The organism is Dactylosporangium sp. CA-139066 (assembly GCF_050936175.1).
Classification (GTDB): Bacteria; Actinomycetota; Actinomycetes; order Mycobacteriales; family Micromonosporaceae; genus Dactylosporangium.
Genome location: NZ_JBNJNH010000002.1, coordinates 2,073,529 through 2,090,269, shown reverse-complemented (window position 1 = coordinate 2,090,269; position 16,741 = coordinate 2,073,529). Strand labels below are relative to the sequence as shown.

Annotated in this window: 18 protein-coding genes; 8 read left to right on the top strand and 10 right to left on the bottom strand. The window is 71.1% G+C overall.

All coding sequences use genetic code 11. The features are described 5' to 3' along the window. The first annotated feature begins 61 nt into the window (after window positions 1–61). Window positions 62–631 carry a CGNR zinc finger domain-containing protein gene (locus ACQEVU_RS54395; protein WP_433338940.1) on the top strand — a complete coding sequence of 190 codons (570 nt, stop codon included), beginning with the start codon at window positions 62–64 and terminating at the stop codon, window positions 629–631. 186 nt (window positions 632–817) lie between these two features. Beyond that, window positions 818–1,018, top strand: coding sequence for a cold-shock protein (locus ACQEVU_RS54390; RefSeq protein ID WP_344618099.1), 201 nt, complete (start codon window positions 818–820; stop codon window positions 1,016–1,018). A gap of 747 nt (window positions 1,019–1,765) precedes the next feature. Here ACQEVU_RS54390 and ACQEVU_RS54385 read toward each other — a convergent pair. Together ACQEVU_RS54385 and ACQEVU_RS54380 are read right to left on the bottom strand one after the other, a co-directional pair. Further along, a complete protein-coding gene (locus tag ACQEVU_RS54385) occupies window positions 1,766–2,569 on the bottom strand; it encodes a sugar phosphate isomerase/epimerase family protein (protein WP_433338937.1) in 804 nt (267 codons plus the stop codon). Window positions 2,570–2,609: 40 nt separating this feature from the next. Beyond that, a complete protein-coding gene (locus tag ACQEVU_RS54380; protein WP_433338935.1) occupies window positions 2,610–3,539 on the bottom strand; it encodes a Ppx/GppA phosphatase family protein in 930 nt (309 codons plus the stop codon). Between the two features lie 37 nt (window positions 3,540–3,576). Here ACQEVU_RS54380 and ACQEVU_RS54375 point away from each other — a divergent pair, with 37 nt between their 5' ends. After that, entirely contained in the window at window positions 3,577–4,401 is an 825-nt protein-coding gene (locus ACQEVU_RS54375; RefSeq protein ID WP_433338933.1) for a hypothetical protein, read from the top strand. Between the two features lie 38 nt (window positions 4,402–4,439). Here the strand turns inward: ACQEVU_RS54375 and ACQEVU_RS54370 are convergent, their stop codons facing one another. Beyond that, window positions 4,440–4,661 carry a hypothetical protein gene (locus ACQEVU_RS54370; protein WP_433338931.1) on the bottom strand — a complete coding sequence of 74 codons (222 nt, stop codon included), beginning with the start codon at window positions 4,659–4,661 and terminating at the stop codon, window positions 4,440–4,442. A 79-nt stretch (window positions 4,662–4,740) separates the two neighbouring features. Between ACQEVU_RS54370 and ACQEVU_RS54365 the strand changes: the two genes are divergently transcribed. Continuing rightward, window positions 4,741–5,373 carry a PilZ domain-containing protein gene (locus ACQEVU_RS54365; RefSeq protein WP_433338929.1) on the top strand — a complete coding sequence of 211 codons (633 nt, stop codon included), beginning with the start codon at window positions 4,741–4,743 and terminating at the stop codon, window positions 5,371–5,373. A gap of 18 nt (window positions 5,374–5,391) precedes the next feature. On the opposite strand, the gene ACQEVU_RS54360 is transcribed toward ACQEVU_RS54365, so the two are convergent. Beyond that, window positions 5,392–6,075, bottom strand: a complete 684-nt coding sequence (locus ACQEVU_RS54360; RefSeq protein ID WP_363332644.1) for a response regulator transcription factor — start codon at window positions 6,073–6,075, stop codon at window positions 5,392–5,394. 77 nt (window positions 6,076–6,152) lie between these two features. Continuing rightward, window positions 6,153–7,292: a sensor histidine kinase gene (locus ACQEVU_RS54355; RefSeq protein ID WP_433338927.1), complete on the bottom strand. Its 1,140-nt coding sequence runs from the start codon at window positions 7,290–7,292 to the stop codon at window positions 6,153–6,155. Between the two features lie 122 nt (window positions 7,293–7,414). Between ACQEVU_RS54355 and phoU the strand changes: the two genes are divergently transcribed. Beyond that, on the top strand, window positions 7,415–8,071 hold the full coding sequence (phoU, locus tag ACQEVU_RS54350) for a phosphate signaling complex protein PhoU (RefSeq protein ID WP_433338925.1): 657 nt from the start codon (window positions 7,415–7,417) through the stop codon (window positions 8,069–8,071). Window positions 8,072–8,110: 39 nt separating this feature from the next. Here phoU and ACQEVU_RS54345 read toward each other — a convergent pair whose 3' ends face one another. After that, window positions 8,111–8,863: a phosphoglyceromutase gene (locus tag ACQEVU_RS54345; RefSeq protein WP_433338923.1), complete on the bottom strand. Its 753-nt coding sequence runs from the start codon at window positions 8,861–8,863 to the stop codon at window positions 8,111–8,113. A gap of 65 nt (window positions 8,864–8,928) precedes the next feature. On the opposite strand from ACQEVU_RS54345, the gene ACQEVU_RS54340 reads away from it, so the two are divergent. Genes ACQEVU_RS54340 through ACQEVU_RS54330 form a run of 3 tightly spaced genes read left to right on the top strand, consistent with a single transcriptional unit; the run spans window position 8,929 to window position 11,753 of the window. Then, window positions 8,929–10,149, top strand: a complete 1,221-nt coding sequence (locus ACQEVU_RS54340) for an MDR family MFS transporter (protein WP_433338921.1) — start codon at window positions 8,929–8,931, stop codon at window positions 10,147–10,149. A 28-nt stretch (window positions 10,150–10,177) separates the two neighbouring features. Next, the gene (locus ACQEVU_RS54335) at window positions 10,178–11,404 is read left to right on the top strand and encodes an MDR family MFS transporter (RefSeq protein ID WP_433338919.1); all 1,227 of its coding nucleotides are present in this window, start codon (window positions 10,178–10,180) and stop codon (window positions 11,402–11,404) included. A gap of 43 nt (window positions 11,405–11,447) precedes the next feature. Further along, entirely contained in the window at window positions 11,448–11,753 is a 306-nt protein-coding gene (locus ACQEVU_RS54330) for an STAS domain-containing protein (protein WP_433338917.1), read from the top strand. Here ACQEVU_RS54330 and ACQEVU_RS54325 read toward each other — a convergent pair. From ACQEVU_RS54325 to mshA, 4 genes are all read right to left on the bottom strand, one after another. Then, window positions 11,750–12,739, bottom strand: a complete 990-nt coding sequence (locus tag ACQEVU_RS54325; protein ID WP_433338915.1) for an alpha/beta hydrolase family protein — start codon at window positions 12,737–12,739, stop codon at window positions 11,750–11,752. The genes ACQEVU_RS54330 and ACQEVU_RS54325 overlap by 4 nt on opposite strands. Window positions 12,740–13,410: 671 nt before the next feature. Further along, the gene (locus ACQEVU_RS54320) at window positions 13,411–14,889 is read right to left on the bottom strand and encodes an ArnT family glycosyltransferase (protein WP_433338913.1); all 1,479 of its coding nucleotides are present in this window, start codon (window positions 14,887–14,889) and stop codon (window positions 13,411–13,413) included. A gap of 15 nt (window positions 14,890–14,904) precedes the next feature. Further along, complete coding sequence (locus ACQEVU_RS54315) at window positions 14,905–15,402, bottom strand: YbjN domain-containing protein (protein ID WP_433338911.1); 498 nt, start codon at window positions 15,400–15,402, stop codon at window positions 14,905–14,907. Beyond that, entirely contained in the window at window positions 15,399–16,700 is a 1,302-nt protein-coding gene (gene mshA / locus ACQEVU_RS54310) for a D-inositol-3-phosphate glycosyltransferase (RefSeq protein ID WP_433338909.1), read from the bottom strand. Before mshA ends, ACQEVU_RS54315 begins: the two co-directional genes overlap by 4 nt. Window positions 16,701–16,741 lie beyond the last annotated feature (41 nt).

The window sequence follows — 16,741 nt, the reverse complement described above, 5'->3', positions numbered from 1 at the left end:
AACCGGAGACGTCCGGTGACGCCTGGTCGCCAGTGTGGCATTTCTTGACTACCTTGGTCGGGTGGACTTCGACGCGTATGCGCGGACCGCCGTCGACATCGTCAACGCGCCGCTCGAAAGCATGCAGGACCTCGTCGCCCTCTTCGGCGAGGACAGTTGGCAGACCGCGGAGGCGACGGAGCGCGATCTGATCGCCTTCCGCCGCGCCCGCAAGCGGCTGCGGGAGGTGTTCGAGCACGGCTCGTCCGGCCGGGACGTCGCCGCCGTCGCGGAGCTCAACGCGCTGCTCGAGGCGTATCCGATGCAGCCGCGCATCTCCGGGCACGACACCCACGACTGGCACATGCACGTGACCGGCCGGGGCTCGTCGGTAAGCTCGGAGCTGCTGGCCGGCGCCGCCTGGGGCCTGGCCGTGTGGCTGTGCGAGCACGGCAGCACCCGCTTCGGCGTTTGCGCCGACGAGCGCTGCGGCAACGTGTACCTGGACACGTCCTCGAACTGCTGCCGCCGCTTCTGCTCGGAGCGCTGCGCCACCCGCTCGCACGTCGCCGCCCACCGCGCCCGCAAGCGAGCCGCGGAGACCGGCGCGGCGCTGGTCGGCGACTCCGATCGGGCGGTCGTGACCGCGTAAGTGCTGGAAAACCACACCGGCGCTGTGTACTTCGGCATATCTTGCGTCATGTGGTTCGCTTTACCGCGCGTCCGATAAGTCGGACACGCGGGGTTGGGCGATGCGGGGCCGGTTTCGTTGTGGACCGGCCCAAGACACCGGGGTACGTCACCGGATCACAACGCCCTACGAAGGAGAAACAGCACCATGGCCCAGGGAACCGTGAAGTGGTTCAACGCTGAGAAGGGCTTCGGCTTCATCAGCGTCGACGGCGGCAACGACGTCTTCGTCCACTTCTCCGCGATCGTCGCCGACGGCTATCGCAGCCTCGAGGAGAACCAGCGCGTCGAATTCGAGATCAAGCAGGGTCCCAAGGGCCCCCAGGCCGAGTCGGTCCGCAAGATCTAACGCATTTTCGACTGCCGGGAGGAGCCCCGCTCCACTCGAACCCCCTCAAAACCCGGCGACGCGAAGCTCCTTTCGGGGCGCGGCCGGAGCGCTCCTTGAGGATGCGACGCCGCGTGGCAAGCAGCGTTTTCGCTCCACGATCATGCGATTTCCGCGGGGACAAACCGGACTTCGCCATGATCGTGGAGCGTTAATGCACTGAGGGCGACACTTTTCCCTCCACGATCATGGCTGTGTCTGATTTGTCCGGCCCATTGCGCATGATCGTGGAGCGAACGCCCCTTGCCGCATCGGCGGCGCGCACCCGAACCCGCCGGGTGCGCAACCGATAAGTCGGGCGCTGGCGCGCCACGACTTATCGCATTTTTCGCCTGTCGGGGCATAAATCCGACAAGTCGTGGCACGGAGTGCCCGACTTGTCGGAAAGCCCATGTCCCCGTCCGCGGATCGCTGGCCGGCCGCCCGGAGAGCGACCCGCGAGCGCCGGGCCGCCTACGACCTCCGAGCGCCGGGCCGCCGCGTCGCCTGTGCAGGACGGACGACAGAGTCAGAGCCCGACCCGTGTTGCTGGCTGCGGATCGCTGGCCGGCTTCCTGACGTGCGACGGGCGGGCCGACGCGCCGATCGCAGAACAACGCTTCCTGACGCGCGACCCGCGGAACGACGCGTCGATCGCAGAACAACGCTTCCTGACGCGCGACCCGTGGAACGACGTGTCGACTGCAAACGACCAAAAGGCGCAAACGGTCAGGCGACCGGGGACGGCGTGGTCAGGTGCTGGCGGGCGAAGCGCAGTGCCTCGGCCAGGTCGGCCTCGCGCTCGCTGCGGCTGCCGGCCTTCCGCGTGCCGACCTCGACCGCGACCGAGCCGGTGAAGCCGCGCGCGTGCAGCGATCCCAGCAGCTGCGCGCAGGGCTGGTTGCCGCGGCCCGGCACCAGGTGCTCGTCCTTCGCCTTGCCCGTGCCGTCGCCCAGGTGGACGTGGGCCAGGTTGCCGGCCATCGTGTCGGCCAGGGCCAGCGCGTCCGTGCGCGAGGCGGCGCAGTGCGACAGGTCCAGCGTGTAGGCGTCGAAACCGACCAGCGTCGGGTCCCAGCCGGGGGCGTAGGGGACGAACTCGCGGCCCACGCCGCGCAGCGGGAACATGTTCTCCACCGCGAAACGGATGTGCGGGAACTGGCGGCCCAGGCGCAGCAGGCCCGACTGGAAGGTCCGGGCGTACTCGCGCTGCCACGCGAACGGCGGGTGCACCACGACCGTGTTGGCGCCCAGGCCGTCGGCGAGCTCGGCCGCGCGGCGCAGGCGCTCCCACGGGTCGGGGCTCCACACGCGCTGCGTGACCATGAGGCACGGGGCGTGCACGGATCGTACCTGGACGGCGTAGTGCTTGGAGAGGCCGGCGAGCGCTCCCGCGTCCTGGCTCACGGCGTCGGACCAGACCATGACCTCGACGCCGTCGTAGCCGAGCGCGGCGGCCATCTCGAAGCCGGCCGCGGTCGGCTCGGGGAAGACCGAGGAGGTGGACAACAGGACCGGTACTTGACGACTCACACCACCAGGCTAGCCCGACCCAGGTAGCGTCTCCTGTCGATCAACTCGACTCCAGCACTTCCAGACGGCGAAGAATCACTCCTTCGCGCAGGGCCCAGGGGCAGATCTCGACCTCGTCGATGCCGAGGGTGCGCATCGTCACTTCGGCGACGACGGCGCCGGCGAGGATCTGGCGGGCGCGGCCGGGGCTCACGCCGTCGATCTCGGCCAGGCCCGTCGACGGGATGCGGCGGATGAAGGACAGCACCTGGTGCAGGCCGGTGCGCGTGAGGCGGCGCGAGGCGCGCGGGCCCGCCCCCGACGGGGCGGCGCCGGCCAGCCGGGCGAGGGTGCGGAACGTCTTCGAGGTCGCCACCGGGCGGTCCCAGCCGGCCGCCATGAGGCGCAGGGCGGTCCTGGCCACCTCGGCCTCCGCGTACTCGGTCAGCGCGTCGATGGAGGCCGCCGTCGCCGGGTCGCCGACGAGCCGCTCACGCGTCAGGCGGCCGGCTCCCAGGGGTACCGACATCGCCACATCGGGCTCTTCGTCGATCCCCGCGGCCAGCTCGAGGGACCCGCCGCCGATGTCCATGACCAGCAGGCGCCCGGACGACCAGCCGAACCACCGGCGCACGGCCAGGAACGTCATGATCGCCTCGGCCTCGCCGGAGAGCACCTGCAGGTCGACGCCGGTCTCCTCGCGCACGCGCTTGAGGACGCGGGCCGAGTTCTTCGCGTCGCGCACGGCCGAGGTGGCGAAGGCGAGCAGGTCGTCGGTCTCGAGCTTGGCGGCGGCGTCGCGGGCCTGGGCGACCGCGGCGATGAGGCTGTCGGCGCCGACCTTCGACAGGTCGCCGTCCTTGCCGATGCGCTCGGCGAGGCGCAGCTCCGCCTTCTGCGAGTGGGCGGGCCACGGGTGCGCGCCGTGGTGGGCGTCCACGACCAGCAGGTGCACGGTGTTGGAACCCACGTCGAGTACGCCGAGTCGCATGCGTAAACCGTAACGGCGGAGGCGTACTGTTCGTCGGATGGACATCCACGTCGAGGTCGAGGACCCCAACGACCCGCGCAGCCTCGAGGTTGACCTCGACTTCCCGCGCGAGTGGCTGGAGTTCGCCGACCCGGCCGACGCCGACCACCTCATCCGCGCCGACCTGACCTGGCTGTTGTCCAACTGGACCTGCATCTACGGCCGCGGGTGCCACGGCATCATCGAGGGCCACGCGGACGAGGGCTGCTGCTCGCACGGCGCCTTCTTCACCGACGAGGACGACCAGCGGCGGGTTCGCGCCGCGGCGAAGAAGCTGACTCCCGAGCACTGGCAGCACTACCGCCGGGGCTTCAAGCGGTACACCGAAACGGACACCATCGACGGCACCAGCAAGGCGCTGCGCACGGCCACCCGGGAGGGCGGCGGCTGCGTCTTCCAGAACGACCCGGACTTCGCCGGCGGGGGCGGCTGCGCGCTGCACGGCCAGGCGCTGCGCGACGGCGTGCACCCGCTGGAGTACAAGCCGGACGTGTGCTGGCAGCTGCCGGTGCGCCGCGACCAGGACTGGCGCAAGCGCCCGGACGGCACCAAGGTGCTCGTCTCGACGCTGGGCGAGTTCGACCGCCGCGGCTGGGGCGAGGGCGGGCACGACCTGCACTGGTGGTGCACCTCGTCGCCGGAGGCGCACGTCGGCACGAAGCGGATGTACCAGGAGTACGAGCCCGAGCTGATCGCGCTGATCGGCAAGCAGGCCTACGCGAGGCTCGCCGAGCTGTGCGCGGCCCGCGCCGAGCAGGGCATGATCGCCCCCCACCCCGCCACGACGGCGGCGGTGAAGCTCATCCCCATCCGCCCCGTCTGAGCCTGACCAGGTCGGCAAACACTGCCACGACGGCGGCGCTAAAGCTCATCCCCATCCGCCCCGTCTGAGCGCGACCGGGTCCGCTTGGCCCGGGCCACCAGCGAGTAGCCCACCGCGATCAGCGACAGGCCGATGAGGATGCTCGGCAGCGCCGTCCGCCAGGTGTCTCGCTGGATCGCCGTCCACGTCGAGCTCCCTGCGAGCAGCAGGCCGACCACCATCATGAGCGTGCCGGCCGGGCCGGTGTTGAAGCTGCGCACCAAGGGAAACGCTACGCCGCCGCAACGGCTCGTGCGGCAGACTCCTCAAGTCTCGCCCGGGTGAGCCGAACGTGCGGGAGTGACCAGCCTGCCCGGGATCAACGCCCTGGTCGACGTGGTGCTGATGGACGGCGAGGCCTATCAGTCCAGGGTCGAGGACATCAGCGGCAAACGCCTGACCGTGGCCGCGCCGTTCGGCGTGTCCTCCGTCGACGTGCCCAAGGTCGGCGCGTCCATGGAGCTGGCCTGGGTCGCGGGCGACCGGCGGCAGGCGGTCGACGTCAAGCTGGTCGAGCTCAGCCGCGAGCAGCCGCCGCGCTGGTCGCTGGAGGCGGTCGGCTCGACCCGGCTGCAGACCCGACGCAACTACGTGCGCGGCGGGGGCGGCGAGTGGGTCGAGGTGACCCTCAAGGGCACGACGTACCAGGGCAAGGTCATCGACCTGTCCGAGGGCGGCGTGCGCTGCCGGATGCTCGAGGACCGCTTCGACCGCGACGACCGGGTCGAGATCCGGGTGCTGCTCGACGAGACCCCGATCACGCTCAGCGGGACCGTCCTGTTCGTCCGCCGAGATCCCGAGAACGCCACCTACGACGTGATCATCACGTATGAGACCAGCGAGGGCGTCGGGCGCGCCATTCGCGGTTACGTCCTGCGCCGGGAGATGGAGGAGCGCAGGCGCAACCGCGAATCCGTGGCGAACGCCGGGTAGTTGCAGCCAGCACTGCACCTACGGCTCGAACTTGTACCCGAGGCCGCGCACCGTGACGATGTAGCGCGGCGCCGAGGGCTCCGGCTCGATCTTCGAGCGCAGCCGCTTGACGTGCACGTCGAGGGTCTTGGTGTCGCCCACGTAGTCGGCGCCCCAGACGCGGTCGATCAGCTGGCCGCGGGTCAGCACCCGGCCGGCGTTGCGCAGCAGCAGTTCGAGGAGCTCGAACTCCTTGAGCGGCAGCTGTACCGCATCGCCGGCGACGGTCACCACGTGCCGGTCGACGTCCATGCGGACCGGGCCGGCCGACAGCGTCGGCGGGGCGAGCTCGCCGACCGTGTCGACCTGGCGGCGCAGCACCGCGCGGATGCGGGCCACCAGCTCCCGGGGCGAGTAGGGCTTGGTGACGTAGTCGTCGGCGCCGATCTCCAGGCCGACCACCTTGTCGATCTCGCTGTCCCGCGCCGTGATCATGATGATCGGCACGTTGGACTTCTGCCGCATCTGCCGGCACACCTCGGTGCCGGACATCTCGGGAAGCATCAGGTCGAGCAGGACGATGTCCGCGCCGGTGCGGTCGAACTCGGTCAGGGCTTCGGTGCCGGTCGCCGCGATGGAGACCTCGAAGCCCTCTCGACGGAGCATGTACGACAACGGGTCGGAGATCGACTCTTCGTCCTCGACCACGAGTACGCGCGCCAACGTGCTGTCCTTTCGTAGCTGCCGGGGAGCCGCGCTGCGCTGCGAACCGCGGGTCTGAGGTTGCTGTTGCGTAACGATCATGGGGCCCCTCCGATCTCAACTGACGGCGGTAGCGCCAGCGCGGCCTCCGTCGGACGCGCAGGCAGCCGCAACGTGAACGTCGAGCCAACTCCGACGGTGCTGGTCACCATGACCCGGCCACCGTGGTTGGTCGAGATGTGCTTGACGATCGCGAGGCCCAGCCCGGTGCCGCCAGTGGCCCGGGAGCGCGCGCGGTCGGCGCGGTAGAACCGCTCGAAGATGCGGTCGATGTCGCGGGGCTCGATCCCGATGCCCTGGTCGGCCACGGCGATCTCGACGTAGCCGTTGTCCTCGCGCGTGGTGACCGTCACCGTCGTCTGCTCCGGCGAGTACGCGATCGCGTTCTCCACCAGGTTGACCACCGCCGTGACGAGCTGGTTCTCGTTGCCGTACACGGTCAGGCCGCGCACGCCGGTGAACCGCAGCTCGATCTCCTTGGCCGAGGCGGGGGTCTTGGCCCGGTCGAGCACCTCGGCGGTGATCTTGTCGACGTCGACCGGCTCCGGCTCGGGCAGCGGCTCGGCGCCCTGCAGCCGGGAGAGCTCCAGCAGCTCGGAGACCAGCCGGCCCAGCCGCGCCGACTCGTGCTTGATGCGCTCGGCGAACCGGATCGCGGCGGCCGGGTCCTTGTCGGTCGCGTCCAGCAGCGCCTCGGCGAGCAGCTGCAGCGCCCCGACGGGCGTCTTGAGCTCGTGGCTCACGTTGGCGACGAAGTCGCGGCGCACCCGGGCGACCCGGTGCGCCTCGGTGACGTCGGCGGCCTCGATCGCGACCCGGCCGGAGTCGAGCGCGACGGCGCGGACGTTGACCCCGAGCGGCTCGCCGTGGGTCAGGCGCGGCAGGTCCAGCTCGACGACGCGGGTGATACCCGTGCGCCGCACCTGCCCGGCGAGGGTCCGCACGATCGTGTGCGCCTCCTCGCTGGTGGTCGACCCACCGGCGCCGGCCACGGAGCGCTGCCGGATCAGGCCCATCTCCCGTGCGGCCGCGTTGGCGAGCACGGGTTTGTCACCCTCGTCGAGAACGAGGACGCCGACCTGCAGCGCGTCGAGGACCTCGGTCATCGCCGGTCCCTCGGCCTTCGACTGCCGGAACTTCCAATCCACGCTCCGATCGTAGGAGACCCAGTACCGCATCCAGAGCGCACGGAGGTACGAAACGGGCTCACGACGTCCAGTGTTCACCCTGCTGGTCGCCAGTGTTCACCGGCAGGAGCGGCTTGGGGCCCTACGGTGAGGTACAAAACGATTGGAGCACTATGCGCGACGAATATCGTGCCGATCTTCTGCAGGTCAATAAGCTACTTGTCTGGATGGCCGACGCGGTGCGCTCGGCGATGAAGCGGGCCACCAACGCCCTGCTCAACGCCGACCAGACCGACGCCGAAGAGGTCATCGCCCGCGACGCCGAGGTCAACGCGCTCTACCGGCTCGTCGAGGACAAGGTGTACGACCTGTGCGCCCGCCAGGCCCCGGTCGCCTCCGACCTGCGGCTGCTGCTCACGGCGCTGCACCTGGCGGCCGACCTGGAGCGCATGGGCGACCTCGCCGACCACGTGGCCAAGACCGCGCTGCGCCGCCACCCGGCCCGCGCCGTCCCGGAGCCGCTGGTCGAGACGTTCGAGCAGATGGGCGACGTGGCCGACCGGATCGCCGGCAAGATCTCGACGGCCATCTCCAACCTCGACATCGTGGCGGCCGCCCAGCTCGAGCGCGACGACGACGCGATGGACAAGCTGCACACGAGCCTCTTCGGCCTCATGTTCAGCCCGAAGTGGACCGAGGACACGGAGTCCGCCGTCGACTCGGCGCTGCTCGGGCGCTTCTACGAGCGCTACGCCGACCACGCCGTGAACGCCGGCCGGCACGTGGTGTTCCTCGTCACGGGCGAGACGCTCGACACCCGCGGCCAGTAGGTCGTGCTCGGAGGGGGCCGAGACCCCCTCCGAGACGCCTCAGCGGCCCTGGTTCGCCACCGCGGCGGCCGCTTCCTTGGCCGCCTCCGGGTCCAGGTAGGTGCCGCCGGCCGTGACCGGGCGCAGGTCCGCGTCCAGGTCGTAGCGCAGCGGGATGCCCGTCGGGATGTTGAGCTTGGCGATCGCCTCGTCGGAGATGCCGTCGAGGTGCTTGACGAGCGCGCGCAGCGAGTTGCCGTGCGCCGCGACCAGCACGGTCTTGCCGTCGAGCAGCTGCGGAACGATCTGGTCGTACCAGTACGGCAGCATCCGCGCCACGACGTCCTTGAGGCACTCGGTCTTCGGCCGCAGCTCCGGCGGCAGCGCCGCGTAGCGGGCGTCGCCGGCCTGCGACCACTCGTCGTCGTCGGCGATCGGCGGCGGAGGCGTGTCGTACGAACGGCGCCAGAGCATGAACTGCTCCTCGCCGAACTCCTCCAGCGTCTGCTTCTTGTTCTTGCCCTGCAGGGCGCCGTAGTGCCGCTCGTTGAGCCGCCAGCTGCGCTGGACGGGAATCCAGTGCCGGTCGGCGGTGTGCAGGGCGATCTCGCTCGTACGGATGGCACGGCGCAGCACTGACGTGTGCACCACATCCGGCAGGAGACCGGACTCACGGATCAGCTCGCCGCCCCGACGGGCCTCGGCCTCTCCCTGGGCGCTGAGGTCCACGTCGACCCAGCCGGTGAACAGGTTCTTGGCGTTCCACTCGCTCTCACCGTGCCGCAAGAGCACCAGTGTCCCGACTTCGCTCATGGACTCATCCTCCCGTACCGAATGCCTTCGACATCACACGGCTCCGGGTGTAAGGATGCCAAGCCGTGGCACTCATTACGGGCAAGCAGCGGCTGCCGAGTCAGTTCTGGGTCCTCTGGACGGCCACGCTGATCAACCGGGCCGGCAGCTTCGTCATCATCTTCCTGGCGATCTACCTGACCACCCAGCGCGGCTTCAGCCAGTCCGCCGCCGGCCTCGTGATCGGGATCTACGGCGTCGGCGGCGCGATCGGGGTCACGATCGGCGGTCACCTCGCCGACCGCTGGGGCCGCCGCCCGACCGCCCTGCTGTCGCTGTTCTGCGCCGCGGCGCTGATGCTCGCGCTCGGCCTGGCCCGCGGACCGGCCGCCGTCACCGCCGCCGCCTTCCTGCTCGGCGTGGCCGCCGAGTCGGCCCGCCCGCCGCTCGGCGCGATGATCGCCGACATCGTCCCCGGCCCCGACCGGATGCGGGCCTTCAGCGTCTACTACTGGGCGATCAACCTCGGCTTCGCGCTCTCGTCCGCGGTGGCCGGGTTTGCGGCCCAGGCCGGGTACACGACACTGTTCGTCGGCGACGCGGCCACCACGGCGGCGGCCGGCCTGCTCGTCGCCTGGCGCATCCGGGAGACCCGCCCGGTGGTCGCGGCGCCCGAGCCGCACGAGCGCGGCGGCCTGCGCACCGTGCTGCACGACCGGGTGTTCCTCGGCTTCGTCGCCTGCAACCTGCTCATCGCGCTGGTGATGCTGCAGCACATGTCGATGCTGCCGCTGGCGATGATCTCCGACGGCCTGCCGCCGCGCACGTTCGGCCTGGTGATCGCGGTCAACGGGGTGCTCATCGTGGCCGGGCAGATGTGGGTGAGCCGGCTGCTGGCCAACCGGAGAGCGGCGTATGTGATGCCCGTCTCGGCGGTGATCATCGGCGTCGGGTTCGGGCTGACCGCGTTCGCGCACATGCCGCTGCTGTACGCCGGGACGGTCCTGGTCTGGACGGCCGGCGAGATGCTCAACGCGCCGTCCAACTCGGCCCTGCTCGCCGGGCTGTCCCCGGTCGCGATGCGGGGCCGCTACCAGGGCGCCTTCGGCCTGTCCTGGCAACTGGCGTCGTTCCTCGCGCCCACGCTCGGCGGGCTCGTGCGCGACGCGCGCGGCAACACCGCGCTGTGGCTCGGCTGCTTCGGCGCGACCCTCGTCGCCGCCGTCTGGAGCCTGCTGGCCGCGCCCGCACGCGCGGCCAGGGTCACCGCCCTGACCGAGGACGGCCTGGTTAAGATCGAACTGTAAGGAGCCTTAACAAAAGGGGTTGACAGGCGTGCGCAACTGGTACCGGTCCACCATCGGCGGGCTCCCCGGGCTGTACTGGTACCTCTGGACCGGCATGCTCATCAACCGCGTCGGCGGCTTCGTCGCGCTCGTCCTGTCGCTGTACCTCACCTCCGCCCGCCACCTGTCGGTGCCCGTCGCCGGCCTGGTCGTCGGCGCGTACGGCATCGGCGGCATCGCCGGCGTCCTGCTCGGCGGCGTCCTGGCCGACCGCTGGGGCCGGCGCCCGACGCTGCTGCTGGCCCACTTCGGCGCGGTCGCGGTGCTGGCCGGCCTGACGTTCGCCCAGCCGATCCCACTCATCGCCGGCCTCGCGGCGCTGCTCGGGGTGATGCACGCCATGCCGGGCCCGGCGTTCGTGGCCGCCATTGTCGACGTGACCCCGGCGGCGGACCGCAGCCGCGCGTTCAACCTGCAGTTCTGGGCGTTCAACCTCGGCATGGCGGTGGCCTCGGTCCTCGCCGGGGCGCTGGCCGAGGTGAGCTTCACCCTGCTGTTCACCGTCGATGCGGCCGGCACGCTGGTGACGGCGCTGCTGATCCTGTGGAAGGTGCACGAGACCCGCCCGGCCCGCCGCCCGTCGGCCCAGCCCGCCGGCGGCCTGCACACGGCGCTGACCGACCGCGCGTACATGCTGTTCGTCGGCCTGTCGCTGCTGCTCGCGGTGCTGTCGACGCAGACGTCGACGATCCTGCCGCTGGCGATCACCGGCGACGGCCTGCGCCCGTCGGTCTACGGCTCGGTCGTCGCCTACGCCGCGCTGCTCATCGTCATCGGCCAACTCTTCGTCCCGCGCCTGATCGACCGCTGGCGCAAGGGCACCGCGCTCGCCGTCGCCAACCTGTTCCTGGGCCTGGGCTTCGCCGCCGTCTCCCTCGCCGACGGCGTGGCCGGCTACCTGGCCGCGGCGACGATCTGGACGATCGGCTCGATGATCGCCGCCCCGCCGAACGCCGCGGTCATCGCCGAGCTCTCCCCCGAGGCGCTGCGCGGGCGGTACCAGAGCGTGTTCTACCTCACCTTCCCCGCGGCCGGCTTCATCGCCCCGGCCGCCGGCGGCGTCAGCCTGCAGTACCTCGGCGATTGGCACTGGATCGTATGCGGCGGACTGGGCCTGGTCGCCGCCGCCGGCCACCTGCTGATCCAGCCGGCCCGCGAGCGCCGGGTGGCGGAGCAACTGGAGGCGGACAGGTTTGCGGTCCCGGTCGCCGGGTAGTCGGTGCGCTTCCCTGACGGCAGGAGGCGGGACTTTGGACGGCTTGTCGGCGACCCTGGAGCCAACGCCTCCGGACACGGTCGTCATCCGCCTGGCCGGCGAGCTGGACATCGCCACCCGCGAGCAGGTCACCGAGGCGGTCCGGGCCGTGCTGCCCGCTTTCCGCCCCGACGCCCTGGTCCTCGACCTGGACGCGGTCACCCTGCTGGACTCGGCCGGCATCGGCGCGCTGGTGAGCTGCTGGAAGCTCGCCAACGGGGCCGGCTGCACCCTGCGGCTGCGAAACCCGCGCCCGCTCGCGTACGCCCAGCTGGAGCTCACCGGCCTCCTGGACGTCTTCGCGCTCTAGAGCGTGCCGTCGTACTTGGCCGCGTTCGGCGCGGTGGCGTCGGCGCGCAGCCGGGAGCGGGCGCCCGCGTCGCCGTAGAGGCTGTAGCGGAAGAAGTCGAGCATCGTCTTCGTCACCGCATTGGCGGCCGGCGTGGTGCCCCACAGCGCGGCGCCGTGGTCGCCGCCGAGCAGCGTCAGGAACGCCTTCGGCCACGAGGTGGCGTCGTAGAGGGATTTTCCGCTGCTGTACGGCACCGTGGCGTCGGCGTCGCCGTGGATGAACAGCACCGGGGTGGCGGCCCCGGAGAACTTGCCGCCCATCGAGCCGCCGGAGACGATGACGGCGCCCTTAAGGCGGGCGTCGCGGGTGTTGCCCGAGAGCAGGCCGGCGGTGGTGTACCCGCCGGCGGAGTGCCCGGCGGCGCCGACGTGGGCGGTGTCGATCCGGCCGTTGAGCGGCGAGCCGGCCTGGGTGTCGAGCTTGAGCACCTCGGTGATGACGGCCGAGGCGTCGGCCGGCTGGTTGGCCATGTCGTTCTGGTTGAACGGGTCGGCCTTGTCGTTGGTGAACGGGTACGCGGGCGCGGCCACGACGAAGCCGGCCGCGGCGATCTTCTGGGTCACGCCCTGGTACCCCTCCGGCGACCCGTGCAGCCCGTGGCTCCACAGCACCAGCGGATACCGCCCGGCCGTCTTCGGGTACGTCACGACGGTCCGCAGCGTCCGCCCGGCCCGCGTAAACGTGAACTGCGCGGTGGCGACGGCGAACGTCTGCGTCGGCGCCTTGCCGCCGGAGTTGGCGGCGGCCGATGTCTTGGTCGCGCTCGGCGTCGTGGCTCCCGCGGCGGCCAGTCGCCCCGACCCGGCGTCTTCCTCGACGGACACGCTCGGTGAGGACTCGGCCGCGGCGGCGGGCGTCGAACCGTCGGCGGCTTTGGCACCGCATCCGGAGAGCCCCGCCAGAAGAATCGCGGCGGCGAGAAGACGCACGGGCGCACTGCGCATGCGAGGAAAATTACGGCTATCGAGGCCGTTGCGTCTTTACGGCCGCCTTAAGTTTCGATGGCTCGCCCGGCGGTCACGCACGAACGGCGACCCCGACACGAGGGGTGTGGGTGGCGAAGCCCCAATACGGCCGCCCTAAGTTTCCAAGGCCTCGCCCGGCGGATGAGTTCGAGGCTTCGCCCGGCGGATGAGCACGAACGGCGACCCCCGACACGGGGGCGTGGGTGGCGAAGCCCCAATACGGCCGCCCTAAGGTTCCAAGTCCTCGCCCGGCGGATGAGTTCGAGGCCTCGCCCGGCGGATGAGCACGAACGGCGACCCCCGACACGGGGGCGTGGGTGGCGAAGCCCCCACTGGGGAGCGAGCGCAGCGAGCGCGAAACACAGGAGCCGGGCCCATCGCGAGCACGCCACAGGCGTGCGAGTAGGGGGACTCGAACCGGCGGCAGCGGATGCCATGCACCCCCAGTCCACGACACCCGCTATGTGCCGCCGGTTGCAGCGACGCGCCCCGCCCGGACACGTCACCGCGAGTGGGCCTTGCGGCCCGAACACCCCCGCCGCTCCCCAACTTCAGGAATCGCCGGATCCGTAAACGACGGTACGCGGCCTGCGAATACGGCGACAAGTAAACGGGCTGTCGGCTCGCTCACACACTCGAAATAATCGATATCAATCGAAATGTTGGGCCTTCGGCCACAGCTCATCCCACGTGACCTTCCGATCGCGGCAGACGTAGACGTGAGCTGTTTGCTCCTCGTTGTCGATGCCGTAACCGTTGTCGAGGGCGGCCTTGCTCTCGCACGAGCCGAAGAACGTCTGGTGCAGCGGGCCATCGCCCTCGGTGACCCAGACCACGACCGTCGCCGACTCGGGGGGCGGGCCGAGGTACCACAGCTCGTTCTGTCCACTGTAGACATCGGGCAGGCCCTGGGGCTTGCCGTAGCGGTCCAGGGCGCCGGCCTCGCCGTAGTTGCCGGTGAACAGGATCGTGTGCGCCTGTTCCTCGGGCGGCAGCGCGTCGTACACCGCCTTGATCTGCGCCACGTAGCGCGGCCAGCCGATCTCGTCGGCGATGCCGATGTTGATGCCGGGGACCGGGGTCTTGGCGAGCACCTCGATCGGCAGCACCGGCAGCGACGAGACGACCGCCACACCGCAGTTGACGACGACCGCCGCGGCGAGCAGCACCCGCCGGGCGCCGCTGTCGCGCAGCCAGCGCTCGGCCGGCACGGCGCCGATGGCGAACAGGGCGGCCAGGAGGCCGAAGCTGTAGTACGGCTGGCCGGCAATCACCAGCAGCAGCACCAGCATCAGCGGATAGGCGATCGCGAACGCCCGCACCGGGCGCAGCTCCACGCGGCGCAGTAGGGTCACGATCCCGGCGATCCACACCGGTACGAAGAACGGGCCGAGCCACGCCAGCTGCAGCGGCAGGAGCGTGATCCGGGCGTCCGCGCCCTTGTTCTCGGCCAGCGCATTCGCCATGTGGATCTGCGGAAAATCATTGGCGATCTGGTACAGCAGGTTGGGCAGCCCCACCACGACCGCGATCGCCGCGCCGGCCCACAGCCACTTGGACAGCAGCACGGGGCGCGGCCCGACGGCGAGCAGCCCGGCCGCCCATGTCAGCAGCAGCAGGATCACCAGGTGCTTGTTGTAGAGCGCCAGGCCGGCGAACAGGCCCGCCAGCAGGAAGTACCGCGGCCGGTCCCGCAGGAGCGCGCCCATCAGGCACAGGATGACCAGCAGCCACATGACGAGGTCGGGCGCGGCGGTGATCGTGATGTGCCCGGCCGTGAGGGGGAACGTGGTCAGCACCCCGGCCGCGGCCAGGCTCTGCGCGAGCGCGCGGCCGCCGGCCTCACGGGCGATGTACGCGAGCAGGATGGCGGCGGCGGCGACGTACAGCAGGCCGGGAATGCGGACCGCCCACACCGTGTCGCCGAAGACCTGCGTGCACAGGTGCACCAGCAGCGGGGTGAACGGCGGCTGGTCGACGTAGCCCCACCTGGGGTGGGCGCCGACCATGCGGAAGTACAGCTCATCGCGGTGGTAGTCGTATCGGCTGATGGTGAGCAGCAGCGCCAGCACCGCGCCGCCGGCGATCGCACCGACGGACTTCCAGGCCAGGGGGGATCGCTCGATCACACCCCGGAATGGTAGCTAGGCCGGTCGATTGACGAAGTCCGTGAAAGCCCTGAGATTGTCCAGCGGCTCGCCGCGCTTGACCCGCCACTCCCACTCGCGGCGGATCGCCGAGCCGAAGCCGATCTCGAGCATGGGGTCGAAGCTCTCGTCGGCGTACGTCAGCACCGCCCCCAGCAGCCGGTCGAGCTCGTCCTCGGTGACCGCGTGCAGCGGCAGCCGGCCGACCAGGTACACGTCGCCGTTGGCGTCGACGCTGAAGGCCACGCCGTACATGCGGGCGTTGCGCTGCAGCAGCCACTCCCACAGCGCCTCGCGGTTCTCGTCGGGGTGGCGCATGACGAACGCCTCGATGCGCAGCGCGTGCTCGCCGACGATCAGGTTGCAGTTCGTCTTCTGCTTGTGGGTGCCCGGTAGCGTGACGACGTAGGCGTCGGGACCGGTCTTGTCCCATGGGATCTCGCGCTCGGCGGCGACTCGTTCGATCAATGCGCCGATCTCGGCCTTGCCGGTCACGCCGCCACCGCCTCCCGGTGGAACGCGAGCGCGTCGCGGTAGGCGGCCAGCAGGCCGCTGGCCGTGTGCGCCCACGAGAACTCGCGGGCGTGCTGCACCGCGCCGAGCGACAGCGCCGCGCGCCGGGCCGGCTCGGCCAGCAGCGGCCCGAGCGCGGCCGCCCAGTCGACGGGCTTGTGCGTGTCGACGAGCACGCCGGACACGCCGTCGCGGACCGCGGTCGCGAGGCCGCCGACGCGGGCCGCCACGACCGGCGTGCCGCACGCCTGCGCCTCGATCGCGACCAGTCCGAACGACTCGTTGTGGCTCGGCACGGCGACGACGTCCACCGCGCGGAACAGGTCGGCCAGCGCGTCGCGCGGCTGGGGCGGCAGGAACCGCACGATGTCGGCGATGCCAAGGTCGCGGGCGAGGTCCATGAGGGCGGTGGGCCGGTCCAGGCCGGAGCCGCTGGGCCCGCCGCAGATCACCACCAGCAGCTTCGGGTCGCCGGCGTGCAGCTCGGCGGCGGCCCGCAGCAGCACGTCGGGGGCCTTGAGCGGCTGGATGCGCCCGGCGAAGGCGACCACGCGCGCGTCGAGCGGCAGGCCGAAGCGCTCCCGGGCGGCGCGCTTGCGGCCGGGGCGCGGCGCGAACCGCTCGAGGTCGACGCCGGGCGGGACGACGCTGACCTTGCGGGGGTCGGCGGAGTACAAATCCAGGAGGTCCTCGGCCTCGGCCGGGGTGTTGGCGACGAGGGCGTCGGCCGCGCCGACCACCTGCTCCTCGCCGATCACGCGGGCCTTGGGCTCGGGCTTGTCACCGTCGGCGAGCAGCTGGTTCTTGACCTTGGCCAGCGTGTGCGCGGTGTGCACCAGCGGGACGCCCCAGCGGTCCTTGGCGAGCCACCCGACCTGCCCGGAGAGCCAATAGTGGGAGTGGACGAGGTCGTACCACCCGTAGGGCCGGGCCGCCTCCGCCCGCAGCACGCCGCCGGTGAACGCGCACAGCTGCGCCGGCAGGTCCTCCTTGGCCAGCCCCTCGAACGGCCCGGCGACGACGTGGCGCACGTGCACGCCCGGCGCCATCTCGACGACCGGCGGCAGCTCGCTGGTGGTCGCCCGCGTGAAGATCTCCACCTCGACGCCGGCCCGGGCCAGGCGCTGTGCCACCTCGACGATGTACACGTTCATGCCGCCCGCGTCGCCGGTGCCCGGCTGGTCCAGCGGCGAGGTGTGCACCGACAGCGTGGCGACGCGCCTGGGCAGTGAGCGGCGGGACTGCGGGGTATGGCCGTGCAGCGAGTCGACCCGCGCCACGAGGTGCTCCTGTCATCCTGTTGAAACGTACTTGCGGGTGG